Consider the following 26,816-nt stretch of genomic DNA (forward strand, 5'->3'; position numbering starts at 1 on the left):
TCCTAGGTAAGGGAATCGAGTGCGGGCGGCGCATCGAGCGGGAGGCGGGCCGCCACCCGGAACCCGCCGTCGGGCAGCGGCCCGGTGTCCAGCCGGCCGCCGGTCAACCGTACGCGCTCGCGCATGCCGACCAGGCCGTGCCCCGTCCCGGACGCCTCCAGCGGCGAAGTGCGGCCCGTGGCGGGGCCGTTGACGACCACCACCGTCAGCTGCCGGTCGTCGCACGTGACGGAGATCCGGGTCGAGGCGCCCGGCGCGTGCCGTACGACATTGGCGAGCGCCTCCTGCACGATCCGGTACGCCGACAGGTCCACCGCGGGCGCCAGCGCGGGCAGATCCGCGGCCAGGGAGAGCCGCGCGGGCAGTCCGGCCCGTACCGTCGCCTCCACCAGCTGCTGGAGGCGGTCCACACCGGGCTGCGGCGCCCGCTCGCCGCCGCTGTCACCGCTGCCCTCGCTGCGCAGCACCGTGAGCAGGCGCCGCATCTCGCTCAGCGACTCGCGGGCGCTCGACGCGATGGACGCGAACTCCTCGCGGGCCGCGTCGTCGAGCCCGGTCAGCCGGTACGGCGCCGAGTCGGCCTGCACGGTGATCACCGACATGTGGTGAGCCACCACGTCGTGCAACTCGCGGGCGATGCGGGCGCGTTCCTCCAGCAGGGTCCGCTGGGCGCGCTCGGCCTCGCTGATGGTCTCCTGCTCGGCGAGACGTCGCGCGGTCTCGCCGCGGCTGCGCAGCGCGCCCGTGAAGGCGAGCATCACACCGGACAGGACGAACAGCAGCACATGGGTGCTGATGGAGCCGCCGGGCGCGAACATCTCGAACAGCACCCCGGTGGCGCCCGTCACCAGCCACACCCCGAGCAGCCGGCGGGTCGTCTCGCGCAGCCCGAGGGCCGCCATGAGGACCAGGTATCCGACGACCACGGCCGGGGGCCACGGCCAGGCGCGACCGGCCGACTCGGAGTGGATCAGGACCGCGCCCAGGACGTCGGCGGTGAAGATGATCAGCCAAGCCTGAAGGGGCCGCGTGACGGCGAGCAGCAGGGGGACGGTCTGGGCCACGCCCAGCGCCCCCGCCCAGCCGCCGCCCGCCTTGTAGTCGTTGGTGAGCACGCTGATGGTGACCGGCAGCAGCGCCACCACGAAGACACCGGCGACGACGTACGGACTCGACCGCTGCCAGCGCTTGGGCGCCCGCGCGAACAGGGGCAGGGCGGATGCGGCGGGGGCCCGCAGCAGGGCGAGCGCGCGACGGGACGGGAGTGCGATCTTCATGTCCCGGCCAGCCTAGGGACGCTCAGACGCCCGCGCGTCATACCGGGGTGCCATGCCGCCCTCGGACCCTGGTACGGGGTATGGCGGCCGGCCCCATATGGACCGGGTCCATGTGGACCGGGCTCATGTGGAGCGGGCCCATGTGGAGCGGGCCCATGTGGAGCGGGCCCGCGCCCTACAGCTCGGCCAGCAGCTCCGCCTTCTTGGCGCTGAACTCGTCGTCGGTGACGAGCCCGGCCCGGTGCAGCTCTCCGAGGTGGCGAATCCTTTCCGCGATGTCGGCGGGATCGCGCCGCCCCGCCGCGACCGGGACCACCTGGTGGGGAATCGACGGGCCGGTGCCCCGTACGGCCGCGAGGACCGCCGCCGCGAACGGCAGCGACTCGTGTACGGGGCCGTAGCCGAGGCCGAAGACCACGGCCGCCGGGTCGAGGTCGGCCTGCGCGGTGGCATCCGCGGCCTCGCGGCGCAGCAGTCGCAGATGGCCGTTGAAGACATCGGGGGAGCGCCACTCGACCCCGCTCAGCGCGGCCACCGGAAAGGTCTGGTCTCCGGCCTTCCACTTCTCGGAGGACGCGCCGGTCCAGAACCAGCGGAACGTGACCTGCCGCCCGTCGAACGCGGCCTTGCCGTCGTACGCCTTGAAGTTCAGCGGGGCCTTCGGCGCCGCCACCAGATGACGGTCGGCGGGCCGGTTGGCGTGCGGCACCAGGGTGCCGCGCAGCTCGTCCGCGTAGTACTCGGCGAGCGTCTCGCGCTCGGCGGGCAGCACCAGGCGGTAGGGGTCGCAGGCCTCCTTCAACTGGCCCGCGGCGGCTTCCATCAGCGGGTCGGCGCCCGGTCTCGGCACCGCGTGCAGCACCACCGTGCCGCGTTTGCCCGGGGTCAGCGTGACCGACTCCAACGCCTCGTGGGGGACGCGTCGTTCGCGCAGCGCCTGGAAGAGCTTCGGCGCGCGGATCCCCCGTTCGAAGCGGATGAGCACGGAGTCGGACGCGAACTCCCAGGTGGCATGAATTCCGGCCAGCACATCACCCATGTGCCTCATCGTAGGCGGCGCACGCCCGCGCGTCCCGCTTCGGCGAAAACCCCGCTGCCGCACCACCGCTCGGGCGATCGTGCGGCGTCTACGCGTGTCCGTCCGCCGCCTTGCCCGTCAAGCCGCCGACCGGTCGGAAATCCCACTGCCACAGCCACTGGCGCCGGCCGCGCAGACAACCGACTGATACGCGCCAACTCCGATCGCGGCGAAGTTGGCGAGGCTCGCGGTGCCCGGCTCGAAATAGCCGGGGTGGCCGATCGCTCCGGCTGCCGAGAGGACCCGGGCGCCGAACGCCGGGGAGACTGGGTCGGCGCCGTGACCGAGGCCGGCGACATCCAGATAGGGCACGTCCTGGATCCAGTCGTCCTTGTCCCGCATCGACCAGACCCGGGCCTCGGTGCCCAGCTGGGCGGCGCTGCCCACCCGCATGCCGGGGCTGCCGGCCACCGCGATGTCGGTGACCCGGGGCGGCAGTTGACGCGTCGAGACCCCGCACACCACAGAGCCGTAGCTGTGGCAGAAGAGCTCGACCGGTGTGCTGCCGGGCAGTGCGCGCACCAGCGCCGCGAGCCGCACCGCACCGTCCTCGGCCATCTTGCCGACGGCCGCGTCGATGCCGAGCCCGGCCGGCGCGGTGTAGTCGGCCCAGGCGATCACGGCGGTCCGCGTGCGGGGCGCGGCCGCGCTCTCGGCCGCGTACAGCGACTGGGCCATGCCGACCGGGGCGGTGTTCTTGCGCCCGCTCTTCTCGAAGGTCAACACGTTCGTGTCGACTCCGGGGACGATCACCGAGACCCGCTGGGCGTGGTCCAGATCGCCGAAGACCTCCGCGACCCGGCCGGTGTCGGAGGGGTCGAAGGCGAGGATCTGGCGGCCGTCGTCGAGCAGCGAGTCGAACCGGTGCATCCGGCGGCTCGCGTCCTGGCGACCGTCGGCGGAGAGCCTGGTGTCGACCATGCGTTTCTGCTCGACCGCGCGCGCCTCGGCGAGCGCGACCCGGTTGGCCCGGTAGCGCAACGGCACGGGGGCGCCGTTCAGATTGCCGACGACCAGCGGATAGCGGTCGGCGAGGTCGTTCTGCTCGGCGGTGTCCAGCGAGTGGAAGAACCGGCCCAGCTGGTACGCGGTGGCGTCCGGCTTCGGCAGCGGATGGCCGTCCATCGTGCCCCGCGCCCAGGCGGCGAGGGCCGCCGTACGTGGCGCGGAGTCGGCCGCGTTGGCACGGATCGCCGTCCAGCCGGAGGTCGCGAGCATCACGAACACCACGGCGAGCGCGAGCAGCGCACGCCATGCGTTCAGGGTGGGGGAGGAGTCGAAGGAAGTCACTGCTGACCACAGTAGGAGACCCGAGAGGTCCGCTGGGCGGACAGTGAGTCAGATCACGTTTGGAGCCGGAGTGGTCTCACGAAGAGCGCGCGCGGGCGCACGCTCCGTGCGTCCGCACGGCGCCCGCTCCCCGTTCCCTCACGCTCCGTACGCCGTTCCCTCACGGCCGCTGTGTGCGCGGGCCGTTGCTCAGGCCCCGTGTGGGCGCGCCGTTGCCTCGCGGCCCCGTGTGCGCGCGCCGCTCAGCCGCGCCAGTCGTCGGCCAGGGCGGGGCCGAGGTGGTCCAGGTAGGCGGCGGTGAGCTCGCGGATGGCCGCCACGCTGGGGTCCCCGCCCTGCCCCCACAGTCCGCCCGCCACCCGCATCACCCCGGTGAAGGCGGCCACTGCGACCCGGGGCCGAGGGTCGCCGTCGATGTCGAGGCCCTCGCGCTCGGCGATCAGCCGCGCGATGTGCTCCTCCAACTCGGCCGAGCGGCGCAGATGGACCGCGAGCAGCGCCGGGGTCGACTCGATCACCTGGTACGTACGCATGTAGAGGGCGATCGGCACCACCGGGGACAGGAGTTCCTCGATGGTGTCCCAGGCCGACAGGGTGGCGCGGCGCATCGCGGTGAACGGGCCCTCCGCGGGCGGGCGTTGACGCAGCGCGTCGACGAAGTGGGACTCGACCGTGTCCTGCGCGGCGAAGACCACGGCCTCCTTGTTCGCGAAGTAGCGGAAGAAGGTGCGCTGGGAGACGTCGACCGAATCGGCGATCTCGTCCACGGTCGTCTGCTCGTACCCCTTGGTGGTGAAGAGCTCCAGGGCGACGCGTAGCAACGCGTCGCGGGTGCGCTGCTTCTTCAGCTCGCGCAGTCCGCCGACCGGCGCCGTCGGCCGCTGCCCCACCGTCACGTGATGGCCCTCTTTTCGTCAGTTTGGCCTGTTCAGCTTACCTGTGAGCAACGTGACAGTTACCGACTTGTGAAATGGTTTGTCAACTGTCAGTGGCTGACATTAGCCTTTTCGCATGACTAGTCAGACCAGCCTCGAAAAGGCGCCACAGGACGATGTCGCCGCGGTGCCGCCCAAGGGGTTGCGCGGTCACCCCTGGCTGACACTTTTCGCCGTCGCCATCGGCGTGATGATGGTCGCGCTCGACGGCACCATCGTGGCGATCGCCAATCCCGCCATCCAGAAGGACCTCGGGGCCTCGCTCCAGGACGTCCAATGGATCACCAACGGCTACATGCTGGCGCTGGCCGTGTCGCTGATCACCGCGGGCAAACTCGGTGACCGGTTCGGCCACCGCCAGACCTTCCTGATAGGCGTCGTCGGGTTCGGCGCCGCCTCCGGGGCCATCGGCCTCTCCCACAGCGTCACCTTCGTCATCGCCTTCCGCGTCCTCCAGGGCCTGTTCGGCGCGCTCCTGATGCCGGCCGCGCTCGGCCTGCTGCGGGCCACCTTCCCGGCCGAGAAGCTCAACATGGCGATCGGCATCTGGGGCATGGTCATCGGCGCCTCCACGGCGGGCGGTCCGATCCTCGGCGGCGTGCTGGTCGAGCACGTCAGCTGGCAGTCCGTCTTCTTCATCAACGTGCCGGTCGGCGTCCTCGCGCTGGTCCTCGGCCTGGTCATCCTGCTCGACCACCGCGCCGAGAACGCGCCGCGGTCCTTCGACATCGTCGGCATCGTGCTGCTCTCGGTCGCGATGTTCTGCATGATCTGGGCGCTCATCAAGGGTTCGGAGTACGGCTGGGGCAGCGGGCGGACCCTCGGGTTCATCGCGGCCGCGATGATCGGCTTCGTCCTCTTCGCGCTCTGGGAGACGAAGGTCAGGGAACCGCTCATCCCGCTCGGCCTGTTCCGGTCCGTACCGCTGTCGGCGGGCACGATCCTGATGATCCTGATGGCGTTCGCCTTCATGGGCGGCCTCTTCTTCGTGACGTTCTACCTCCAGAACGTGCACGGCATGTCGGCGGTGGACAGCGGACTGCACCTCCTTCCCCTCACCGGCATGATGATCGTCGCCTCGCCGCTCGCGGGCGCCCTGATCACCAAGCTGGGTCCGCGGGTTCCGCTGGTCGGCGGCATGGTCTGCACCGCCGTCGCGATGTTCGGCATGTCCCGGCTGACCATCGGCACGGGCACCGTCACCATGTCCATCTGGTTCGCGCTGCTCGGCCTGGGCCTCGCCCCGGTCATGGTCGGTGCGACCGAGGTCATCGTCGGCAACGCGCCGATCGAGCTGTCCGGCGTCGCGGGCGGTCTCCAGCAGGCGGGCATGCAGGTCGGCGGCTCGCTCGGCACAGCGGTCCTCGGCGCGGTGATGTCCTCGCAGGTCACCTCCAAGCTGCCGGACAACTGGGCCGCGGCCAAGCTGCCCCCCTTGCCTCCCGAGCAGTCCTCGGCCCTGTCCAAGGCGGTCGAGGTCGGCATGGGCCCGGTCACGCCGGGCACCAGGCCGGAGGTCGCAGCGAAGGTCGCGGCCGTCGCGCACGACACGTTCGTGTCGGGCATGAGCACCGCGTTCACCGTCGCCGGGATCGTCGCGGTGCTGGCCGCCGCGGTCGCCCTGTTCACCAAGCGCGGCGAGAACGCGCAGGCGGGTGCGGGCGCGGGGCACATCTGACCGCGCCAACTCCGTTACGGGGGAGCCCCGTTGGACGCGCCTGGAGGCGTCCGGCGGGGCTTTTCGTGTCCGGACGATTGGGGACTTCGAAGCGTGGTACCCGATCTCTGAGGCCGAGCCGACCAACCTCAGGGAGTGATGATGGCGGGCTTCGGACACACCACGCGTACGCGCAGGGCCCCCCGGTCACGGAACCGCATGTGGCCCCGGACCGGGCCGGACCGCGCGACGCTCGGCATCGTGGGACTGCTCTGCGCGATCGCGGGGTTCTTCGTCCTCGGGATCGTGCTCGGCCCCGTCGCGATCGCCTGCGGCTGGCTGGGCATGGGGCGCCGCTGGAACGGCTCGCACCCACTGCCCGCGCTGGTCGCACTGGTCCTGGGCGGCATCGACACCCTGCTGGCGATCATCTGGCTGGCAGGAGCGGCAACCCTGGGCAACGGCGTCTTCTGACAGCCGCCAACAAGGAAGGGTGGCAGGCCCAAGAGGGCCTGCCACCCTTCCCCACGCCCCGAACCCCAAAGGGACGCGAGGAACTGCGCACCCAGCCACACACGGCCCGCGGAGGGCCAGTCACCGAGGGCGCCCCGAACCGCCGAACCGCCAAGGGGCGCGGGGAACTGCGCGACCAGCCCCGCACGGCCCGCAGCCGAAGGACACGCGCGGGACCGCAGGACGAAGGGGCCCGCAGGGGCAAGGGGCGGCCGGGGGCGTCGGGGCCAGGGGAGAAACCCCGCGGCACCCAGACACACCCCGCACTCCGCCACCCAGCGCGGACGCGCCTACGCGTCGCCCCCCGCCGCCCCCGGCTCCGCCGCGGTGACGTCCAGCAACCGGTACCGGTCGACCGCCTGCTTCAGCGCCGACCGGTCCACCTTCCCCTCGCGGGCCAGCTCCGTGAGGACCGCGAGCACGATCGACTGCGCGTCGATGTGGAAGAAGCGGCGGGCCGCCCCCCTCGTGTCCGCGAAGCCGAAACCGTCCGCGCCGAGCGACTGGTACGTGCCCGGCACCCAGCGCGCGATCTGGTCCGGAACCGCGCGCATCCAGTCCGAGACCGCCACGAACGGCCCCTCGCAGCTCTGGAGCTTGCGCGTCACGTACGGGACGCGCTGCTCCTCCTCGGGGTGCAGGAGGTTGTGCTCCTCCACCTCGACGGCCTCGCGGCGCAGCTCGTTCCAGGACGTCGCCGACCAGACGTCGGCCCGTACGTTCCACTCCTCGGCGAGGATCCGCTGCGCCTCGACGGCCCACGGCACGGCCACGCCGGATGCCATGATCTGCGCCGGGATGGAGCCCGAAGTACCCGCGCGGTAGCGGTGGATGCCCTTGAGGATGCCGTCGACGTCGACGTCCGCCGGCTCGGCCGGGTGCTGGACCGGCTCGTTGTAGACGGTGAGGTAGTAGAAGACGTCCTCGCTGTCGGGCCCGTACATCCGGCGCAGACCGTCCTTGACGATGTGCGCGATCTCGTAGCCGAAAGCCGGGTCGTAGGCGACACAGGCCGGGTTGGTCGAGGCGAGCAACTGCGAGTGGCCGTCCGCGTGTTGCAGTCCCTCACCGGTCAGGGTCGTGCGTCCCGCGGTCGCGCCCAGGACGAATCCGCGCGCCAACTGGTCGGCCATCTGCCAGAACTGGTCGCCGGTGCGCTGGAAACCGAACATCGAGTAGAAGACGTACACCGGGATCAGCGGCTCGCCGTGGGTGGCGTACGCCGAGCCCGCGGCGATCAGTGACGCCGTGCAGCCCGCCTCGGAGATGCCGTCGTGCAGCATCTGCCCGGTCGGCGACTCCTTGTAGGCGAGCAGCAGTTCGCGGTCGACGGCCTCGTACTGCTGGCCCAGCGGGTTGTAGATCTTGGCGCTCGGGAAGAACGCGTCCATGCCGAAGGTGCGGTACTCGTCCGGCGCGATCAGCACGAACCGCCTGCCGATCTCCTTGTCCCGCATCAGGTCCTTGAGGATGCGGACGAACGCCATGGTCGTGGCGATCGACTGCTGGCCCGAGCCCTTCTTGGCGGCTGCGTACGTCTTGTCGTCGGGCAGCGCCAGCGGCTTCGACCGCACGACACGGGTCGGCACGTAGCCGCCGAGCCCGAGCCTGCGGTCGTGCATGTACTGGATCTCCTCGGACTTGCGGCCCGGGTGGTAGTACGGCGGCGCGCCGCCCTCCAGCTCCTTGTCCGTGATCGGGATGTGCAGCCGGTCCCGGAAGCCCTTGAGGTCGTCGACCGTCAGCTTCTTCATCTGGTGGGTCGCGTTGCGGCCCTCGAAGTTCGGTCCGAGTGTCCAGCCCTTGACGGTGTGCGCCAGGATCACGGTCGGCTGGCCCTTGTGCGCCTTGGCCGCCGCGAACGCCGCGAAGATCTTCTTGTGGTCGTGGCCGCCGCGCCCGAGGTGCAGGATCTGCTGGTCGGTCATGCCCTCGACCATGGCGCGCAGCCGCTGGTCGTCGCCGAAGAAGTGCTCCCGGATGTAGGCGCCGGTCTCGGTGGCGTACGTCTGGAACTGGCCGTCCGGCGTGGTGTTCATCTTGTTGACCAGGATGCCGTCGCGGTCCTGGGCGAGCAGCGGGTCCCAACTGCGGTCCCAGATCAGCTTGATGACGTTCCATCCGGCACCGCGGAACTGCGACTCCAGCTCCTGGATGATCTTTCCGTTGCCGCGCACCGGGCCGTCGAGGCGCTGGAGGTTGCAGTTGACGACGAACGTCAGGTTGTCCAGGTTCTCGCGCGCGGCGATGGACAGCTGGCCGAGCGACTCGGGCTCGTCCATCTCGCCGTCGCCGAGGAACGCCCAGACGTGCGAGTTGGAGGTGTCGGCGATGCCGCGCGCCTGCATGTAGCGGTTCATCCGGGCCTGGTAGATCGCGCCGAGCGGGCCCAGGCCCATCGAGACGGTCGGGAACTCCCAGAAGTCCGGCATCAGACGCGGGTGCGGATACGAGGAAAGGCCGTACGGGGCCTTCGACTTCTCCTGGCGGAAAGCGTCGAGTTGCTGCTCGCTGAGGCGGTCGAGCAGGAAGGCGCGGGCGTAGATGCCCGGGGAGGCGTGGCCCTGGAAGAAGATCTGGTCGCCGCCGTCCTCCTCCTTGCCGCGGAAGAAGTGGTTGAAGCCCACGTCGTACAGCGAGGCGGAGGAGGCGAAGGTGGCGATGTGGCCGCCGACGCCGATGCCGGGCCGCTGGGCCCTGGACACCATCACCGCCGCGTTCCAGCGGGTCGCGTTGAGGACCTTGCGCTCGATCTCCTCGTTGCCGGGGAAGAACGGCTCGTCCTTGGTGGCGATCGTGTTGACGTAGTCCGAGCTGCGCATCTCGGGCACGGCCACGCGCTTCTCACGCGCCCGCTCGATCAGCCGGAGCATCAGATACCGGGCCCGCTCGCGGCCGCGCTCGTCGACGGCGGCGTCCAGAGAGTCCAGCCACTCCTGGGTCTCTTCGGGATCGAAGTCCGGGACCTGGCTCGGCAGGCCGCCAATGATGATCGGGTTGCGATCTGATCCGGAAGCCACGCTGTTCCTTCACTGTCGGGGGATGCGGAGACAGCCAATTCTGCGCCGCATCCCATCGTGTACCGCTCGGGCGCAAACGTCATCTCTACCGAGAGGTAACCGTCACCCGAGCACCAAGTAGGCTCAGGGCTGGACGGGTCGGGCCAAATCGCAACCTTACGCTCAACCCGGCCATCCGTTCCCGAAGGGTGTTCGGGCCCGATTGGAGTACCCGAAGGAACGGAACGTGGCAAAACGTCACCAATGGTGTGGGATGAATCACCGATGGGGATGCGGATCTCCCTGAACACGGCCACACTGACCCCCAAAGGACGGGTTCGGGAGCCGGGTACTTGCGAGATTCGTCCCGCCCGTGTGGACTACGCCCCATGCCACGCGTACGCGGGTGGCTGCAGAACTTACCGAATCAAGATCAGGAGGCAAGCCGTGAGCGCGACCGCGGACCACGCGGAGGAGCGGACCAACCCGGCCGGAAGGCTGGGGTTCGAGCCCGGACAGGTGGTCCAGGAGATCGGTTACGACGAAGACGTCGACCAGGATCTCCGCGAGGGCATCGAGTCCCTGATTGGCCAGGATCTCGTCGATGAGGACTATGACGACGTCGCCGACGTCGTGCTGTTGTGGTTCCGCGACGAGGACGGCGACCTTACGGACGCCCTGGTGGACGCCATCGGTCTCCTTGAGGACGGCGGCACGATCTGGCTGCTGAGCCCGAAGACCGGCCGGGACGGATACGTCGAGCCCAGCGACATCAACGACGCCGCGCAGACGGCCGGCCTGTCGCCGGCCAAGAGCGTCAGCGTCGGCAAGGACTGGTCGGGCACCCGACTGAAGTCCGGCAAGCGCTGACCCTCCTCACGCCCCCAGGGCCCCCTCAGGCAACCGCCCGAGGGGGCCCTGTGCGTAGGGTGGGCGGTGTCAGCTGAATGGCCCATTGAAGGGAAGGCGTTTTCCATGGCTATCGAGGTCGGCACCAAGGCCCCGGAGTTCGAGCTCAAGGACAACCACGGCAGGACCGTGAAGCTCAGCGACTTCCGCGGCGAGAAGAACGTGGTGCTGCTCTTCTACCCGTTCGCCTTCACCGGCGTCTGCACGGGCGAGCTGTGCGAACTGCGCGACAACCTGCCGAAGTTCGTCAACGACGACACCCAGCTCCTCGCCGTCTCCAACGACTCCATCCACACCCTGCGCGTCTTCGCCGAGCAGGAGGGCCTGGAGTACCCGCTGGTCTCCGACTTCTGGCCGCACGGCGAGGTCAGCCGCGCGTACGGCGTCTTCGACGAGGACAAGGGGTGCGCGGTGCGCGGCACCTTCATCATCGACAAGGAGGGCGTGGTCCGCTGGACCGTCGTGAACGCCCTGCCGGACGCGCGCGACCTGAACGAGTACCTCAAGGCGCTCGACACCATCTGAGTGCGGGATCGGTCCGACACCCTGCGGCCACCCGGCCGAATCGCCTGATTGAGCCGGGAACCGGTCACTAGGATCCATTCGTTGATCCGATGCCAACGCACGACGGGGCGCTGACCAAGCCGGCCCCCTCACACCATTGGGAGGACTCGTGGGAGTCAGCCTCAGCAAGGGCGGAAACGTCTCGCTGACCAAGGCAGCCCCCAACCTGACCGCGGTCACCGTCGGTCTGGGCTGGGACGCGCGCACCACCACCGGGGGTGACTTCGACCTGGACGCCAGCGCCCTGCTGACCAACGACCAGGGCAAGGTCGCCAACGACTCGAACTTCGTGTTCTTCAACAACCTCAAGAGCCCCGACGGCTCCGTCGAGCACCAGGGTGACAACCTCACCGGTGAGGGCGAGGGCGACGACGAGGTCATCAAGGTGAACCTGGCCGGAGTCCCGGCCGACGTCCACAAGATCGTCTTCCCGGTCTCCATCTACGAGGCCGAGAGCCGCCAGCAGTCCTTCGGCCAGGTGCGCAACGCCTACATCCGCGTCGTGAACCAGGCCGACAACAGCGAGCTGGCGCGGTACGACCTGAGCGAGGACGCCTCGACGGAGACCGCGATGGTCTTCGGCGAGCTGTACCGCAACGGCGCGGAGTGGAAGTTCCGTGCCATCGGCCAGGGCTACGCCTCGGGCCTGCGCGGCATCGCGCAGGACTTCGGCGTCAACGTCTGAGCCGACCGCGCTGCCCCGTCCGGCGCCGCACCCCTTCGGTGCGGCGCCGGACGCGCTCACCACCTGTTCACTTCTCGGGGAGGACACGATCATGGGCGTCACGCTCGCCAAGGGAGGCAATGTCTCCCTCTCCAAGGCCGCACCGAACCTGACCCAGGTGCTGGTCGGTCTCGGCTGGGACGCACGCTCCACCACCGGAGCCGACTTCGACCTCGACGCCAGCGCCCTGCTGTGCGCTTCCGGACGGGTGCTCGGCGACGAGTACTTCGTCTTCTACAACAACCTGACGAGCCCGGAAGGGTCCGTCGAGCACACCGGCGACAACCTGACCGGTGAGGGCGAGGGCGACGACGAGTCGCTCATCGTCGACCTCACGAAGGTGCCGCCCGCCTGCGACAAGATCGTCTTTCCGGTCTCGATCCACGAGGCGGACAGCCGCGGCCAGACGTTCGGCCAGGTGGCCAACGCCTTCATCCGCGTCGTGAACCAGGCCGACGGGCAGGAGCTCGCCCGCTACGACCTGAGCGAGGACGCTTCGACGGAGACCGCGATGATCTTCGGCGAGCTGTACCGGTACAGCGGCGAATGGAAGTTCCGGGCCGTTGGTCAGGGGTACGCGTCGGGGCTGCGGGGCATCGCTCTAGACTTCGGGGTCAACGTCTCCTAAAGAGATCGCCCGGATCCGTTCAAACCGCGTCGTAGACGGGGCGGTCCCTGGAAGGGGCCCCGGGGGACCGTCCGGGGAGAATGCAGCGCCAAAGCCGTGCGCGGTGCGGGGGGACACCCGCTCTCCGTGGGCCGGTCCGCTCTACACGATGGGGAAGTCAGTGCTTCTGAAAACCTTCGGCTGGTCATTCGTGATCACCGCGATCGGCCTGGCCCTGGCCGTGCTCTACGGCGGCTGGACCGCGTTCGGGGTTGTCGCGATCCTGGCCGTCCTGGAGATCTCGCTGTCCTTCGACAACGCGGTGGTCAACGCCGGGATCCTGAAGAAGATGAACGCCTTCTGGCAGAAGATCTTCCTCACGGTCGGCGTGCTCATCGCGGTCTTCGGCATGCGGCTGCTCTTCCCCGTCGTCATCGTCGCCATCAGTGCCAAGATCGGCCCGGTGGACGCGGTCAACCTGGCGCTGAACGACGCCGACCGCTACCAGCAGCTGGTGACCGACGCACACCCGTCGATCGCCGCCTTCGGTGGCATGTTCCTGCTGATGATCTTCCTCGACTTCATCTTCGAGGACCGCGACATCAAGTGGCTCGCCTGGCTGGAGCGCCCGCTGGCCAAGCTCGGCAAGATCGACATGCTGTCGGTCTGCATCGCCATGATCGTCCTGCTCGTCGCCTCCATGACGTTCGCGACCCACGCCCACCAGCACGGCGGAGCCCACGCCGACAAGGCGCAGACCGTACTGATCTCGGGCATCGCGGGCCTCATCACCTACCTCGTCGTCGGCGGCCTCTCGGGCTACTTCGAGAACCGGCTCGAAGAGGACGAGGAGCGCGAGCACGAGGCGGAGGAAGAGGCCGCGCGCACCGGCAGCAAGGTTTCTGCCGTCGCCATGGCGGGCAAGGCCGCGTTCTTCATGTTCCTCTACCTGGAGGTCCTGGACGCGTCGTTCTCCTTCGACGGGGTGATCGGCGCCTTCGCCATCACCAACGACATCGTCCTGATGGCGCTCGGCCTCGGCATCGGCGCGATGTACGTCCGGTCCCTCACCGTCTACCTGGTGCGCCAGGGCACCCTCGACGACTACGTCTACCTGGAGCACGGCGCGCACTACGCGATCGGTGCGCTCGCCGTCATCCTGCTCGTCACCATCCAGTACGAGATCAACGAGGTCATCACGGGTCTCGTCGGCGTAGTCCTGATCGCCTGGTCCTTCTGGTCCTCCGTCCGCCGCAACCGGCGGATCGAGGCGGAGGGCGGCGGCGACTTCAGTGAGCAGGCGGAAGTGGGCTCCGGGGTGTGACCCCGGTGCTCCCGGATCACACGCCCTCGGGCGTGTGATCCGCCGCCGATTGCGGAACGCTCTTGTGCGGGGCGGTCACGAGGCCTCGGCCTCGCCGGCCGCCCCGCGCTCTTCTGTGCGGGGACGGTTCACGGATCTATGGGGTGGGGGCAATGGCGTTCTGGGACGGCCTGTGGCGCGGCAGGACCTCACAGTTCGACTCGGGCAGCGCGGCGACCAACACGATCGAGCTGACCCGACGGCACAACACGGTCTCGCTCGGGAAGCAGGGGGCCAACACGGGCAGCCTGCGGGTCAACCTGTCCTGGCGGATGCGGACCTCCGACTTCGGAGGCAAACCCGACGAGGGCGGGCGGCTGCTGCGCCACCCGTTCAAGTACTTCAAACCGGAGATGGTCCAGGGGCACACCCAGTCCATGGTCAACGTGGACCTCGACCTGGGCTGCCTGTACGAGCTCAAGGACGGCACCAAGGGCGTGGTCCAGCCGCTGGGCAACTTCTTCGGCGCCACCAACAAGCCGCCCTACGTGGAGTGCAGCGGCGACGACCGCTTCGGCTCGGCGTCCGGCGAGACGATCTTCGTCAACCTGGACCACCGCGACGAGATCCAACGGCTGCTGGTCTTCGTCTACATCTACGACCAGACCCCGGCCTTCGACCGCACCCACGCCAAGGTGACGCTCTACCCGAGCAACGGCCCGCGCATCGAGATCGAGCTCGACGAGCGCGCCCCCGAGGCCCGCTCCTGCGCGGTCGTCTCCATCGAGAACGTCAAGGGCGACATGGTGGTGAAGCGCGAGGTGAAGTTCGTGTACGGCTTCCAGGCCGAGCTGGACCGCCTGTACGGCTGGGGACTCCAGTGGGGCCGCGGCTACAAGACCAAGGCCTGAGGAGCCGGGCGGGCTACTGGCGGATGAACTGCGGCCCCATCGGCGGCAGTACGAAGGCTGGGCCGGGGGCCGGGGCCGCCGCGGGCTGGGGGTAGCCGTAGGCGGGCTGTGGATAGCCGTACGAGGGCTGCGGCGCGGGCGGCTGCGCCGGGGGTGCCGGATGCGGGTACCCGTAGGAGGGCTGGGCCGCCTGCTGAGGGTAGGGCTGGGGCACGGACGGCGCACCGGGCGCATTGCGCGCACCGTCCGTGCTCTCGCCGTCCTCGTCCACCGAGATGCCGTACTCGGTGGCCAGGCCGACCAGGCCGGTCGGATAGCCCTGGCCCACCGCGCGGAACTTCCAGCCCTCGCCGCGGCGGTACAGCTCGCCGCAGATGATCGCGGTCTCCTCGCCGGTCTCCGGCCGCACGTCGAACACGGCGACCGGCTCGGCCCCGGAGGCCGCCGCGTCGAACAGCGCGATCCGCAGATCACGCACGGCGCGGAAGGTCGCGCCGTCCGACGAGGCGGTGATCAGTACCCGCTCGACGGTCCGGTCGAGCGCGGCCAGATCGGCCTCGACGGTGTCGGTGAGGCCCTCGGCGACACGCTTCTTGGGAAGCCGGCGCACCAGACCCGAGGGGTGGCGCGGCTGGTTGTAGAAGACGAAGTCCTCGTCCGAACGCACCCTGCCGTCGCCGCCGAGCAGCAGCGCCGAGGCGTCCACGTCCGGGACGTCCGTGCCGGGCGACCAGCGCAGAACGGCCCGCACGGCCAGGGCCTCCAGCGGGACGTTCGATCCCTTCAGCATCGCGTGCGTCATGCCGGTCATCCTGCCTCCCCATGACGCCCGCGGACAACGCGGGGGCGCCGTCCGGTGCGTCCCGCGCGATCCCCACCGGGTCCACGGCCGGGTACACGGAGATATGCCGATGCAGATGAGTTACCTCGATTTCACGGACTTGGGGAACTCTTGACACGTGTTCCTACGTACTATTACCGGCCACTCAAAGTCTCGGTCGTCCTGGCAGTACGGGGGATATGTATGCGGCATTTCGGGCACGTCCCGCCGGCTGCACGGAAGAACCTCTTCCATCGCGAGCCCTGCGAATTCACCGCGGGCTCTTCCGCACGCGTGCTGTCGGCGGCCCTCGGCGCCACGCTGTACAGCCCGGCGACCCGGCTCACCCTGGCCGACGACGTGCTGAAGCAGGCCCGTCGCGGCGTGGTGTCCATGGTGCTGTGCCTGGAGGACTCCATCGACGACGCCGAAGTGGCGGCCGCCGAGGCCAATCTGGTCGAGCAGTTCGCCGACCTCGACGCCCGCGGTGAGGAAGTCCCGCTGCTCTTCGTGCGGGTCCGCGAGCCGGTCCAGATACCGGACCTGGTGCAGCGCCTCGGTTCCTCCGGACGGCTGCTCTGCGGCTTCGTCCTGCCGAAGTTCACCGAGGAACGCGGCATTCCCTTCCTGGAGGCGCTCACCGCCGCCGAATCGGCGAGCGGCCGCCGGCTCTTCGCCATGCCCGTCCTGGAATCGCCCCAGCTGGTCCATCTGGAGACCCGGGCCGACACATTGGCCGGAATCGCGCGCACCGTGGAGAAGTACCGTGAGCGGATCCTCGCCCTCCGCCTCGGTGTCACCGACTTCTGCTCCACCTACGGGCTGCGCCGCTCGCCGGACATGACGGCGTACGACGTCCAGATCGTCGCCGGCGTGATCGGGGACGTGGTGAACGTGCTGGGGCGGGCCGACGGCAGCGGCTTCACCATCACCGGCCCCGTGTGGGAGTACTTCCGCCTCCAGGAGCGGATGTTCAAGCCGCAGCTGCGCCGCAGCCCCTTCCTGGAGGGGCGCGCCGAGGAACTGCGCACCGCGCTGATCGAGCACGACCTGGACGGACTGCTGCGCGAGATCGAGCTCGACCGGGCCAACGGCCTGCTCGGCAAGACCTGCATCCACCCCTCGCACGTGGTGCCCGTGCACGCTTTGTCGGTGGTCAGCCACGAGGAGTTCAGCGATGCCCAGGACATCCTGCGGCCCGAGCGGGGCGGCGGCGGGGTGCTGCGCTCCGCGTACACGAACAAGATGAACGAGGTGAAACCGCACCGGGCCTGGGCCGAGCGCACCCTGCTGCGGGCGGAGGTCTTCGGCGTCGCCGCCCAGGACGTCGGCTTCGTAGACCTGCTGACGGCCGGCCTGGCCGGCTGACGAACGAACAGAGGGACACAGCAACGTGGTTGAGTGGTCGGGAACGTGGGTCGCCGGGCGGCTGGGAGTCGAACTCGTCGGAGACGAGCGGCTGAGCGCCCTGCTCGGGCTGGCCCTGCGCCGCAACCCGAAGCGCGCGCACCTGCTGGTCTCCAACGTGCTGGGCAAGCACGTGCCGCAGCGCCCCTCCGTGGTGTGGCTCGCGGGATACGAACTGGGCGTGCGCGTAAGGGAGTTGCTCGGGGATGAGGCGGCGGGGCGGGCGGTGGTGCTCGGCTACGCGGAGACCGCGACGGGCCTCGGCCACTCGGTCGCCGACGGCCTGGCCCTCGCGCCCTGCCTGCACTCCACCCGCCGCCCGGTCGCGACAGTGGCGACGGCGGGCGGCTTCGAGGAGGCCCACTCCCACGCCACCTCGCACCTGCTGCTGCCCCAGGATCCCCAACTCCTCGCAGGCGATGGCCCGTTGGTCCTGGTCGACGACGAGTTCTCGACCGGCAACACGGTCCTCAACACCATTGGCGACCTCCACGCCCGCCATCCGCGCGACCACTACGTGATCGTCGCCCTTGTCGACATGCGCGCGCCCGAGGACCGCGACCGCCTCACCGCCTTCGCCGCGGAGATCGGCGCCCGGGTCGACCTGGTGGCCTCGGCGTCCGGCACGGTGCGGCTGCCGGAGGGCGTGTTGGAGAAGGGGCGGGCGCTGGTCGCCGAACACGAGGCGGCGGTGAACCCGGGACGCCCGCGTCCGGAGAGCGGTGCTCACCAGCCGCCCCGCACCCGCCGGGTCGACCTGCGCTGGCCCGAGGGGCTTCCCGACGGTGGGCGACACGGATTCACCCCGGCCCACCGCGACCGGCTGGAGGCCGCCCTGCCGGGCATGGCCGACCGCCTGGCGGCGGCGTTGGGAATCGCGGGCCCCGCGGGCCCCGCGAGCGCGCCGAGCACACCGGCCCCCGGGGCCCCGGACGCCCCCGGAGCGCCGGAAGAGCCCGCTCCTCGGACCCCGCCCCGCATCCTCGTCCTCGGCTTCGAGGAGCTGATGTACGCGCCGCTCAGGCTCGCCGTCGCCCTCGAAGAGCTCGGCGGGGGCGAGGTGCGCTACTCGACCACCACGCGCTCGCCCGTGCTCGCCGTGGACGACCCCGGGTACGCCATCCGCACCCGCCTCGTCTTCCCCGCGCACGACGACCCGGCCGACGGCCCCGGCGAGCGGTACGCGTACAACGTGGCGGGAAACGGCTTCGACGCGGTGGCCGTCGTCGTGGACTCCGTCGCCGACACCCCCCAACTGCACGCCAGCGACGGCCTGTTGGCCCAGCTGGGCGCCCACATACCGCACGTCGTGCTCGCCGTCCTGCCCTCGTACGTACCCGAAGGTGCCCCCATGCCCGAGCCGCTGCCGCAACCCCTCAGGGGGCCCGCCTTCTCCTCCTACGCGCCCGACGAGGTGGGCTGGCTCCTCAAGGACCTCTCCGGGGTGGAGCTCGAAGCCCCGACGGAGGAGCGCGAGGAGGCCATCCAGAGCGGCGGCGCGCACTACGCGGAGTCGCTGCCCGTCGAGTACCAGCCGAGCCCCGGGTACCAGGAGCTGTTCCGGAGCGCGCTCGACGCCTCGGCCGGACGGATCGCGCGGGCCGTCGGAGTGGTCACCGAGACCGTCCTCGCCGAGAGGTCGCCCCGCCCGGTGCTCGTCTCGCTCGCCCGCGCCGGAACCCCCGTCGGTGTCCTGATGCGTCGCTGGGCCGAGCACCGGCACGGCCTCGACCTGCCGCACTACGCGGTCTCCATCGTGCGCGGCCGGGGCATCGACCCCAACGCGCTGCGCTGGCTCGCCGCCCACCACGACCCCGCCGACGTCGTGTTCGTCGACGGCTGGACGGGCAAGGGTGCCATCACCCGCGAACTGGCCGCCGCGATAAGGGAGTTCCCCGAGTTCGCGGGCTTCGACCCGGAGATCGCGGTGCTCGCCGACCCCGGCTCCTGTGTGCGTACGTACGGCACCCGCGAGGACTTCCTGATCCCCTCGGCCTGCCTCAACTCCACGGTGTCCGGGCTGGTTTCGCGCACCGTGCTGCGCCAGGACCTCATCGGACCCGGCGACTTCCACGGCGCCAAGTTCTACCGCGATCTGGCCGACGCCGATGTCTCGGCCGACTTCCTCGATGCCGTCGCCGCCCACTTCGACGAGGTCGCCGACGACGTGGACCACCAGGCCAAGGCCCTGCGGGACACCGACCGCTCGCCGACCTGGGAGGGCTGGGCCGCCGTCGAGCGCATCAGCGAGGAGTACGGCATCCACGACATCAACCTGGTCAAGCCGGGTGTCGGCGAGACCACCCGGGTGCTGCTGCGCCGGGTCCCCTGGAAGATCCTCGCCGCACGCGGCGCAGGGGCCGACCTCGATCACGTCAGGCTGCTCGCCGAGCAGCGCGGCGTACCGGTCGAGGAGGTGGACGGGCTGCCGTACAGCTGTGTCGGCCTGATCCACCCCCGGTTCACCCGCGGCGCGACCGGCGCCGACGGCAGGGCGGTGGCGGCCCGATGAGTACGCCCGTCACGCTGGTCGCGAGCGACCTCGACCGCACCCTGATCTACTCGGCCGCGGCGCTCGGCCTCACCATGCCCGACCCGGTCGCGCCCCGGCTGCTCTGCGTCGAGGTCCACGAGCACAAACCCCTCTCGTACGTCACCGAACGCGCCGCGAAACTGCTCGCCGAACTGAAGGCGGCCGCCGTCTTCGTACCGACCACCACCCGCACGCGCAAGCAGTACCAGCGCATCCAACTCCCGGGGCCGCCCTCGCGGTTCGCGATCTGCGCCAACGGCGGACACCTGCTCGTGGACGGCGTGTCCGACCCCGACTGGGCGCGTTCGGTGGCGGGCCGCATCGCCGCCGAGTGCGTGCCGCTCGACGAGGTGCGAGCCCACCTGAAGGCCGTCGCCGACCCGACGTGGCTGCGCAAGGAACGCGTCGCCGAGGACCTCTTCGCCTACCTCGTCGTGGAGCGGGAACTGCTGCCGTCCGGCTGGGCCAAGGAGCTCGCCGCGTGGGCGGAGCCGCGCGGCTGGACGGTCTCGCTCCAGGGCCGCAAGATCTACGCGGTGCCCAAGCCGCTCACCAAGAGCGCCGCGGTCCGGGAGGTCGCCCGCCGCACCGGCGCCCAACTCACCCTGGCCGCAGGCGACTCGCTGCTCGACGCCGACCTCCTGCTCGCCGCCGACGAGGGCTGGCGGCCGGGCCACGGCGAACTCGCCGAGGCCGGCTGGCAGGCACCCGGCACCGAGGCGCTCGCGGCACGCGGGGTGCTGGCCGGCGAGGAGATACTGCGCCGCTTCCTGGCCCGCGCCGTGCGCCGAGAGCCCGACGAAATCCTTTCGGGACGCGAGAGCTGAGGCTACGGTCGCCGCATGAGCAAAGGAAACACCACCAAGATCACTGATGAGTTGTACGCCTACATGCTGGCCCACAACCCTCCTCTGGACGCGGTCCAGCAGGAGCTCGTGGAGACGACCTATGCCCAGCTGCCCGATTACGCGGGCATGCAGTCGGCCGAGGAACAGGCGCCGCTGCTCGCCTTCCTCGTACGGCTCGTGGGCGCCCGGCACATCGTCGAGGTGGGGACGTTCACCGGCTTCTCGGCCCTCGCGATGGCGCAGGCGCTGCCCGCCGACGGCAAACTGATCGCCTGCGACGTGTCGCAGGAGTGGGCGGCGTACGGCCGCGAGGCCTGGGCGAAGGCCGGGGTCGCCGAGCGCATCGAACTGCGGATCGCGCCCGCGCTCGACACGCTGGCGGCGATGCCGCGGGAGCCGCACATCGACTTCGCCTACCTCGACGCGGACAAGGTCAACTACATCGCGTACTGGGAGGAGTTGGTGCCCCGGATGCGGCCGGGCGGGCTGATCGCCACGGACAACGTGCTCTTCCACGGGCGGGTTCTCGACCCGGAGGCGGAGGGTGCGCCCGCCGCGATCCGCGCGTTCAACGACCACGTGGCGAAGGACGCGCGGATGGACAGCGTCATGCTGACCGTCGCGGACGGACTGACCCTGTCCCGCAAGCGGTAGCGCTCCGCGGGGGTGCGGGTGTCGGCGGCTCGGCTCCGCGTATGTGCGGGGTCTGCGGGGCCGGGCCGCGGGGGTCGGGTCGCGTATGTGCGGGCTGCGGGCCGTGGGTGGCTGGTCGCGCAGTTCCCCGCGCCCCTTTGGGTCTCGCGGGTCAGCCGCAGCGGCCGCCGCCGCAGCAACCGCCGCCTGCGGCGGGCGGGGCGGAGGAGGGCTTTGCGGAACCGCCCACGGCGACGGTGGAGAGTAGCTTCACCGTGTCGTCGTGGCCGACGGGGCAGGTCGCGGGCGCGGCCGACTCGGCCATCGGGCGGCTGAGCTCGAACGTGTCGCCGCAGGAGCGGCAGCGGTATTCATAGCGAGGCATGGCCCAAGGTTAGAGGGTGCCCGGCAGTGGCGGACCGGCCGGGACGAGGTCGAGACGTCAGCGGTCCGCCGACCCCCGGCTAGAGCTCGTCGGGGGGCTGGTGGCGCGCCCTCCAGTACGGGTTGTCGTGGGGCAGGAAGCCGGTGACCCGCCCGTACATCCCGAAGACCATCAAAAGCAGCCCGACCACGAAGCTGAACAGCACGTTCTGCATCCCGAAGGCCAGGAAGTTGCGCGGGGTGCCGATCAGGGCGAGGTTCACGAACCCGCTGATCAGGAAGGCGACGCCGAGCACGATGTTGAGCGACGACGCGAAGTTTCCGCCTCTGACCATCCCGTACAGGAGCAGCAGACCGACGGCGACGGACAGCACACTCAGCGTGCCGTTGGTGTCGAGCCCGACGACTCTGTCGCCGCCGGTGTCGAAGAAGCCGATCCGGTGGAGCAGGCCGAGGATGCCGAAAACGAGCAGAAAGAGCCCCATGAGCCCGGCGCCGACGCGGTAGACGCGGCTGAGCCGGTGGTCGACCGGCAGGTGCTCGTTGAGCGTGACCCGGTGCTGGTTGAGTCGGTGGAGCGCGTGGGTGGCCATGGTGGGGGCCTCCTCCCGTCAGCACGCATGGCGTACGTACTCCAGGATCCGCCCAGGTCGGACGGGTAACAAATCAGCCGGAAGCCGACCGGGGAGCCCCTGCGCCCCGCGTCCGCCGACTCAGCCGCTGTGGCCGCGCTCCTCGCGGATCTGGGCCACCACCCGCGCGACGGCCTGCCGCACCGCCTCGGTCTCGGTCAGGAAGTGCCAGTAGTCCGGGTGGCGGCCCTCCAGCGAGGCGATCGCGCGCTCCAGCCGGGCCACCGAGTCGTCCAGCGGCCTGGCGTGGCGCGGGTCGGGGGTGTTGCGGCCGGACATCGCCAGACGCTGGGCGTCCCGGATCGCGAACCGGGTCCGCTGGATCTCCTGCTGCGGGTCCTTCGCCACGTCATTGAGTCTGCGCAGCCGGTCCCCGGCCGCCGAGACCGCCTCGTCCGTGGTGTTGAGCAGCTCCCGCACCGTGGTGAGGCGCGCGGTGGCATCCGCCCAGTGCTGCTCCTCGCGCGCCTGGGCCGCCTCCTTGAGCTTCTGCTCGGCTTGGCGTACCGAGACGACGGCCTGCTCGGGGACGTGCTGGAGGTCCTGCCAGCAGGCGGCCGAGAACCTGCGGCGCAGTTCGCTCAGCACCGGGTCGACGGTGCCGGCCCGGGTGGTGAGCGCCTCGGCGCGGGTCCGCAGCGAGACGAGCCTGCGGTCGATCTCGGTTGCGCGGGCGGGCAGTTGCTCAGCCTCGGCCCGCACCGCCTCCGCGTCGCGCAGCACCCGGTCGGCGCGCTGGAGCGTCTCGGGCACGCCGTGCCGGCCCGCGCCCTGGTTGAGCTTGGTCAGCTCGGGGCCGAGCTGGGCGAGCCGCGCCGCGAGTTCGTCGGCGCGCAGCCCCGAGGCGCGCACCGCGTCCAGCGCGGTACTGGCGCCGAGCAGCGCGTGCCGGGCCCGCTCGACGGCGGGGGCGAGCCGGGCGAGCTGGGTCTCGGCGGTGTCGAGCAGCGGCCGCAGGTTCTGCTCGAAGCGGTCGAGCTCGCTCTTCACCCGGACGAGTTCGTCCTTGGCGGCCGTCAGTTCCGCCCGCGCCCGGGAAGCGACGGAGGCGTCGAGGTCGTCGCGGTCGAGGTCATGGGCGTCGACGGCGGTGATGTACTGGTTGCTGGCTTCGTCGATGCGGCGCCCGAGCGCGTCGAAGTCGTCGACCGCCCGGCGGGCCCCCGGCGAACTGTCCACGGCCGTGATCGTCTCGATCGAGATCCGCAGATCGCGCTGGGCGGTGTCGAGCTCGTAGAACGCGGCCGCCGCCGCGTCCTTGGCGGCCTGGGCATCGGCGCGCAGGCTCTCGCCCCGCCCGCCGAACCAGCGGCGCGTACCGCCCCCCGCGAAGGCGCCCGGCAGCACCGCGGCGCCGAGCACCACGGGGATGGCCATCAGCGCCAGCACGTCCCGGACGGTGGCACCCGCTCTGCTGTACGGCCGCGCGTGTGTCGCCGTCACATCCCTCTCCCGTGCCGTGTCGCCCTGCCTGGTCCATTCTCCCACCAGCCAAGGACGAACACACGGCCCGGTCAGTTCACGGTTGCCCGGGGCGAATCAGCTCATGTCACTTCGGGTTGCTCCGCACGGTGACCCGGCCGTTGTCGCTGCGCGCGGTCAGCACGTGCGTACTGGAATCGGAGCGGTCCACCGCGACACCGACCCGGCCGCTGTCCGCGCGGGCGTCGACCTTGTACGTGCCCTTCGGTACGGACAGGTCGACCCGGCCGTCGTCGCTCGTGGCCTGCACGCTGTCCGGCACGACCGCGAACGCGAGCTCCACCCGGCCGTTGTCCGAACCGGCCCGCACGGTCTTCGACAAGAGCCCCTCGCCTTCGATCCGCCCGTCCTGCGCGGTGAGGTCCAGGGGGCCCGAGGAATCCTTGACGCTCACCCGGCCGTTGTCGGAGGTGATCTTCAGCGGGGTGGCGAAGCCGGCGGCTTCGACCCGGCCGTTGTCGCTGGTGACGGTCACCGCCACACCGCGCGGCACCTTCACCTCGTGCCGGGCACCGCAGTTGCTGATCAACCCGCCGCACTTGACGGTGAGGCTCAGCGTGCCGTTCTTGAGGCCCCAGCTCGCGTCCGGCCCGCTACCGAACGCGACCCACCCGTTCACCTGCCGCGCGACCTCGACGTCCGGCACGTCGGCGGGCGTCACGACCACGGTCGAATCGTCGGCCTCGATGGTCAGGGTCTTCCCGGCGAAGGGGAAGTTCTTGTGCTCGACGGGCGCGTCCGCCGCGTCCGCGCTCCCGCACCCGGTGAGAGCGAACGCGAGCAGCCCCGCCCCACAGGCGGCGAGCAGCGCGGTGCGCCGGTGAAGTGCCATGGTGTTGGTCCCCCGATTGGATCGATCCCCGTCCCACCACGGTACGGAGCGCCCACCCCCGCCCGCGCTGACGCCTGCCACCGAATCGGGGGTGGGGCTACCACCACCCCCCGCCTCCGATGTGCGGGTCCACCCCACGAGCCATGTACGCTGTTCCCTCATCCACGGGTGTGTAGCTCAGGGGTAGAGCGCTGCTCTTACAAAGCAGATGTCGGCGGTTCGAAACCGTCCACGCCCACCAGTACGAGGACCCCCGGCCGTTGACGGCCGGGGGTCTTTGGCGTTCCAACTCGGCGGGGCCGAGGCCAGGATGGGGTGGCGCTGTCGTGGGCATGTCGGGGCAGCGGGAAGCCCCGCCGGGGTGGGACGGGGCTTCTCGGCCGGCGCCGCAGCGTGCTCGGGGAAACGCCCGGCGCCGGGGTCCGGCGGGGGCCAGGAGCGGGGAGGACGCCGCCGGATGGCTGAGATTACGCCTGTGGTTGGCTGAAAAGTAACCCCTGTGCGGGATGAGGCTCCACCGGTTCCACGGGGCTGCGGGGGCTCGGGAGTTCGGGTGCGTTGTCGTGCGCTGCGGGCGGGCGGTCGTGGTGGGAAATGAGGGGTGCCGGGTGATGATCGGCAAGCGGAGTCTGCGGACGGTGTACGCGCGGGCCTGTGCGGCGGAGCCCAGTTACGCGGAGGTCGGCGCCACCGCCGGCCCGGTGCTGCCCGCCGGATACCGGGTGTTCCGGCGGAGGGTACTGGTGGGGCGCGGGCCCGAGGCGTTCGAGCGGGCCGGGGCGTACGTGCTGTCCTGGGGCGTGCAGTCCGGCGCCGGGTTCGGGGTGTTTCCCCGTACCCCCGCCGTGCCCGGCGCGACCGCGCTCGTCCTGCTGCGGATTCCGGTGCTGCCCTGGCCGCGGCTGGCGATCCCGTGCCGGGTCGTGTGGACCGTACGCGCCGCCGATCGCATCGGATTCGCCTACGGCACGCTGCCCGGTCACCCCGAGTGCGGGGAGGAGTCGTTCGTCGTGGGGCGCGACGCCGACGGCCTCGTGTGGTTCGAGGTCGCGGCGTTCTCGCGGCCCGCCAGCTGGTACGCCCGGCTCGGCGGCCCCCTCACCCGCCTCCTCCAGGACCTGGCGACGCGGAGGTACCTGCGCTCGGTGGCCGAGGCTGTGCGGCGGGGCGCTCCCGCCGCTCCCGCGCGGTGACCGGCCGCGAACGGGGAACGCGGACCGGCTACTCGAACCGGGCGAACCGGGAACGGGAACGTGAGCGTCGGGTGTGACGTCTCCCAAGGAGGCGCCGCTCCTTTGTGGGGGAGGCGTACGGAGGCGACAGGAGGCGGTGGCACACTGGCCGCTCGTTCGGTGAAAGGGAACCAGTCGTGGCGATGATGCGGAACCTGCGCAGGGCGGTGCGGCGCGCCTACCGGCGCACCGTCGACCTCAGCCACCCGGCCCGGTCGCCGCTGGGCAGTGCCGTCGTCAACAGTGCCGTGTACGCCGGCGGAGTACGGCAGCAGGACGACTGCCCGCTGGACGAGGCGCTGCGGCGGGTGCGGAAGCTGGGAGACGGGGCGTTCGTCTGGATCGGGCTGCACGAGCCGGACCAGGAGGAGTTCGCCGGGCTCGCCGAACTGTTCGGGCTGCACCCGCTGGCCGTCGAGGACGCCGTGACCGCGCACCAGCGCCCGAAGGTCGTCCCGTACGACGACGTCCTGTTCTCCGTCTTCAAGACGTGCCGGTACGTCGAGCACGAGGAGCTCACCGCCAGCAGCGAGGTGGTCGACACCGGCGAACTGACGGTGTTCACCGGCGCCGATTTCGTCATCACCGTGCGCCACGGCGGGCACGGCTCGCTCGGGCCGCTGCGCGAAGCCCTGGAGCAGGCCCCCGAGCAGCTGGCCAAGGGCCCCTCGGCGGTGCTGCACGCGATCGCCGACCACGTCGTCGACGAGTACCTGGCCGTCGCCGACGCCATGCAGAACGACATGGACGCGGTGGAGACGGCCGTCTTCACGGACAACGCCGGGCGCGGCGACGCCGGACGGATCTACCAGCTCAAGCGCGAACTCCTCGAACTCAAGCGGGCGGTGGCCCCCCTCGACCGGCCCCTACAGAAGCTGGCCGGCGAGGAGATGCCCTCCGTCGCCGCCGGAATACGGCCCTACTTCCGGGACGTCGCCGACCATCTGCTGCGCACCACCGAGCAGATCACCGCCTTCGACGGGCTGCTCGACTCCATCCTGCAGGCCCACCTCGCGCAGGTCACCGTCGCCCAGAACGAGGACATGCGGAAGATCACCGCGTGGGCGGCCATCGTCGCCGTACCCACCATGGTGTGCGGCATCTACGGGATGAACTTCGACAACATGCCCGAACTGCACTGGAAGTATGGCTACTTCATGGCACTCGGGCTGATGGCGGTGGCCTGCTTCGCCATCTATCGGGGGTTCAGGCGCAACGGCTGGCTGTAGGCCGGTTCGCCTCGGAC

At 70.6% G+C, this 26,816-nt stretch carries 24 protein-coding genes and 1 tRNA gene; 15 read left to right on the forward strand and 10 right to left on the reverse strand.

Annotation, left to right across the window (positions count from 1 at the left end; all coding sequences use genetic code 11):
• Nucleotides 1–2: 2 nt before the first annotated feature.
• From OG522_RS25820 to OG522_RS25835, 4 genes are all read right to left on the reverse strand, one after another.
• A complete protein-coding gene (locus OG522_RS25820) occupies nucleotides 3–1,277 on the reverse strand; it encodes a sensor histidine kinase (protein ID WP_329465377.1) in 1,275 nt (424 codons plus the stop codon).
• A 175-nt stretch (nucleotides 1,278–1,452) separates the two neighbouring features.
• Nucleotides 1,453–2,316, reverse strand: coding sequence for a DUF4429 domain-containing protein (locus tag OG522_RS25825; RefSeq protein WP_329465378.1), 864 nt, complete (start codon nucleotides 2,314–2,316; stop codon nucleotides 1,453–1,455).
• Between the two features lie 117 nt (nucleotides 2,317–2,433).
• On the reverse strand, nucleotides 2,434–3,645 hold the full coding sequence (locus tag OG522_RS25830; RefSeq protein ID WP_329465380.1) for an alpha/beta hydrolase: 1,212 nt from the start codon (nucleotides 3,643–3,645) through the stop codon (nucleotides 2,434–2,436).
• Nucleotides 3,646–3,887: 242 nt separating this feature from the next.
• Nucleotides 3,888–4,541, reverse strand: a complete 654-nt coding sequence (locus OG522_RS25835) for a TetR/AcrR family transcriptional regulator (RefSeq protein WP_329465381.1) — start codon at nucleotides 4,539–4,541, stop codon at nucleotides 3,888–3,890.
• A gap of 115 nt (nucleotides 4,542–4,656) precedes the next feature.
• Between OG522_RS25835 and OG522_RS25840 the strand changes: the two genes are divergently transcribed.
• A complete protein-coding gene (locus OG522_RS25840) occupies nucleotides 4,657–6,258 on the forward strand; it encodes an MFS transporter (RefSeq protein ID WP_329465382.1) in 1,602 nt (533 codons plus the stop codon).
• Between the two features lie 138 nt (nucleotides 6,259–6,396).
• Nucleotides 6,397–6,711: a small hydrophobic protein gene (locus OG522_RS25845; protein WP_329465383.1), complete on the forward strand. Its 315-nt coding sequence runs from the start codon at nucleotides 6,397–6,399 to the stop codon at nucleotides 6,709–6,711.
• Between the two features lie 329 nt (nucleotides 6,712–7,040).
• On the opposite strand, the gene aceE is transcribed toward OG522_RS25845, so the two are convergent.
• On the reverse strand, nucleotides 7,041–9,770 hold the full coding sequence (gene aceE, locus OG522_RS25850; protein ID WP_329465384.1) for a pyruvate dehydrogenase (acetyl-transferring), homodimeric type: 2,730 nt from the start codon (nucleotides 9,768–9,770) through the stop codon (nucleotides 7,041–7,043).
• A 426-nt stretch (nucleotides 9,771–10,196) separates the two neighbouring features.
• Between aceE and OG522_RS25855 the strand changes: the two genes are divergently transcribed.
• From OG522_RS25855 to OG522_RS25880, 6 genes are all read left to right on the forward strand, one after another.
• On the forward strand, nucleotides 10,197–10,619 hold the full coding sequence (locus tag OG522_RS25855) for a DUF3052 domain-containing protein (RefSeq protein WP_329465385.1): 423 nt from the start codon (nucleotides 10,197–10,199) through the stop codon (nucleotides 10,617–10,619).
• Nucleotides 10,620–10,724: 105 nt separating this feature from the next.
• On the forward strand, nucleotides 10,725–11,183 hold the full coding sequence (locus tag OG522_RS25860) for a peroxiredoxin (RefSeq protein ID WP_114035478.1): 459 nt from the start codon (nucleotides 10,725–10,727) through the stop codon (nucleotides 11,181–11,183).
• A gap of 148 nt (nucleotides 11,184–11,331) precedes the next feature.
• Nucleotides 11,332–11,907 (forward strand): TerD family protein, encoded by a 576-nt coding sequence (locus OG522_RS25865; RefSeq protein WP_329465386.1) that lies wholly within the window; start codon nucleotides 11,332–11,334, stop codon nucleotides 11,905–11,907.
• Nucleotides 11,908–11,998: 91 nt separating this feature from the next.
• The gene (locus tag OG522_RS25870; RefSeq protein WP_329465387.1) at nucleotides 11,999–12,574 is read left to right on the forward strand and encodes a TerD family protein; all 576 of its coding nucleotides are present in this window, start codon (nucleotides 11,999–12,001) and stop codon (nucleotides 12,572–12,574) included.
• Nucleotides 12,575–12,734: 160 nt separating this feature from the next.
• Nucleotides 12,735–13,877 carry a DUF475 domain-containing protein gene (locus OG522_RS25875; protein ID WP_329465388.1) on the forward strand — a complete coding sequence of 381 codons (1,143 nt, stop codon included), beginning with the start codon at nucleotides 12,735–12,737 and terminating at the stop codon, nucleotides 13,875–13,877.
• 152 nt (nucleotides 13,878–14,029) lie between these two features.
• Nucleotides 14,030–14,767: a TerD family protein gene (locus OG522_RS25880; protein WP_329465389.1), complete on the forward strand. Its 738-nt coding sequence runs from the start codon at nucleotides 14,030–14,032 to the stop codon at nucleotides 14,765–14,767.
• 13 nt (nucleotides 14,768–14,780) lie between these two features.
• On the opposite strand, the gene OG522_RS25885 is transcribed toward OG522_RS25880, so the two are convergent.
• The gene (locus tag OG522_RS25885; RefSeq protein WP_329467739.1) at nucleotides 14,781–15,569 is read right to left on the reverse strand and encodes a TerD family protein; all 789 of its coding nucleotides are present in this window, start codon (nucleotides 15,567–15,569) and stop codon (nucleotides 14,781–14,783) included.
• Between the two features lie 222 nt (nucleotides 15,570–15,791).
• Here OG522_RS25885 and OG522_RS25890 point away from each other — a divergent pair, with 222 nt between their 5' ends.
• From OG522_RS25890 to OG522_RS25905, 4 genes are read left to right on the forward strand one after another with little or no spacing between them, the layout of a single operon-like run.
• A complete protein-coding gene (locus tag OG522_RS25890; protein ID WP_329465390.1) occupies nucleotides 15,792–16,955 on the forward strand; it encodes an HpcH/HpaI aldolase/citrate lyase family protein in 1,164 nt (387 codons plus the stop codon).
• A gap of 25 nt (nucleotides 16,956–16,980) precedes the next feature.
• Nucleotides 16,981–19,506: a phosphoribosyltransferase gene (locus tag OG522_RS25895; RefSeq protein WP_329465391.1), complete on the forward strand. Its 2,526-nt coding sequence runs from the start codon at nucleotides 16,981–16,983 to the stop codon at nucleotides 19,504–19,506.
• The gene (locus OG522_RS25900; RefSeq protein ID WP_329465392.1) at nucleotides 19,503–20,354 is read left to right on the forward strand and encodes an HAD family hydrolase; all 852 of its coding nucleotides are present in this window, start codon (nucleotides 19,503–19,505) and stop codon (nucleotides 20,352–20,354) included. The genes OG522_RS25895 and OG522_RS25900 overlap by 4 nt, the downstream gene beginning before the upstream one ends.
• Nucleotides 20,355–20,369: 15 nt before the next feature.
• On the forward strand, nucleotides 20,370–21,029 hold the full coding sequence (locus tag OG522_RS25905) for an O-methyltransferase (RefSeq protein ID WP_329465393.1): 660 nt from the start codon (nucleotides 20,370–20,372) through the stop codon (nucleotides 21,027–21,029).
• A 151-nt stretch (nucleotides 21,030–21,180) separates the two neighbouring features.
• Here OG522_RS25905 and OG522_RS25910 read toward each other — a convergent pair whose 3' ends face one another.
• The 4 genes from OG522_RS25910 to OG522_RS25925 all read right to left on the reverse strand — a co-directional run bounded on the left by OG522_RS25910 (nucleotide 21,181) and on the right by OG522_RS25925 (nucleotide 24,338).
• Entirely contained in the window at nucleotides 21,181–21,393 is a 213-nt protein-coding gene (locus OG522_RS25910; RefSeq protein ID WP_329465394.1) for an FmdB family zinc ribbon protein, read from the reverse strand.
• Nucleotides 21,394–21,472: 79 nt separating this feature from the next.
• Nucleotides 21,473–21,985, reverse strand: a complete 513-nt coding sequence (locus OG522_RS25915; protein ID WP_329465395.1) for a DUF4383 domain-containing protein — start codon at nucleotides 21,983–21,985, stop codon at nucleotides 21,473–21,475.
• A gap of 120 nt (nucleotides 21,986–22,105) precedes the next feature.
• Nucleotides 22,106–23,467 (reverse strand): hypothetical protein, encoded by a 1,362-nt coding sequence (locus OG522_RS25920; protein WP_329465396.1) that lies wholly within the window; start codon nucleotides 23,465–23,467, stop codon nucleotides 22,106–22,108.
• A 106-nt stretch (nucleotides 23,468–23,573) separates the two neighbouring features.
• Nucleotides 23,574–24,338 carry a DUF4097 family beta strand repeat-containing protein gene (locus OG522_RS25925; protein WP_329465397.1) on the reverse strand — a complete coding sequence of 255 codons (765 nt, stop codon included), beginning with the start codon at nucleotides 24,336–24,338 and terminating at the stop codon, nucleotides 23,574–23,576.
• A 166-nt stretch (nucleotides 24,339–24,504) separates the two neighbouring features.
• On the opposite strand from OG522_RS25925, the gene OG522_RS25930 reads away from it, so the two are divergent.
• The 3 genes from OG522_RS25930 (at nucleotide 24,505) to corA (ending at nucleotide 26,799) form a co-directional block, all read left to right on the forward strand.
• Nucleotides 24,505–24,579, forward strand: a tRNA-Val gene (locus tag OG522_RS25930).
• 370 nt (nucleotides 24,580–24,949) lie between these two features.
• Nucleotides 24,950–25,531, forward strand: coding sequence for a DUF1990 family protein (locus OG522_RS25935; RefSeq protein WP_329465398.1), 582 nt, complete (start codon nucleotides 24,950–24,952; stop codon nucleotides 25,529–25,531).
• A gap of 182 nt (nucleotides 25,532–25,713) precedes the next feature.
• A complete protein-coding gene (gene corA, locus OG522_RS25940) occupies nucleotides 25,714–26,799 on the forward strand; it encodes a magnesium/cobalt transporter CorA (protein ID WP_329467740.1) in 1,086 nt (361 codons plus the stop codon).
• Nucleotides 26,800–26,816 lie beyond the last annotated feature (17 nt).

The sequence above is a fragment of the Streptomyces sp. NBC_01431 genome (assembly GCF_036231355.1).
Lineage (GTDB): Bacteria > Actinomycetota > Actinomycetes > Streptomycetales > Streptomycetaceae > Streptomyces.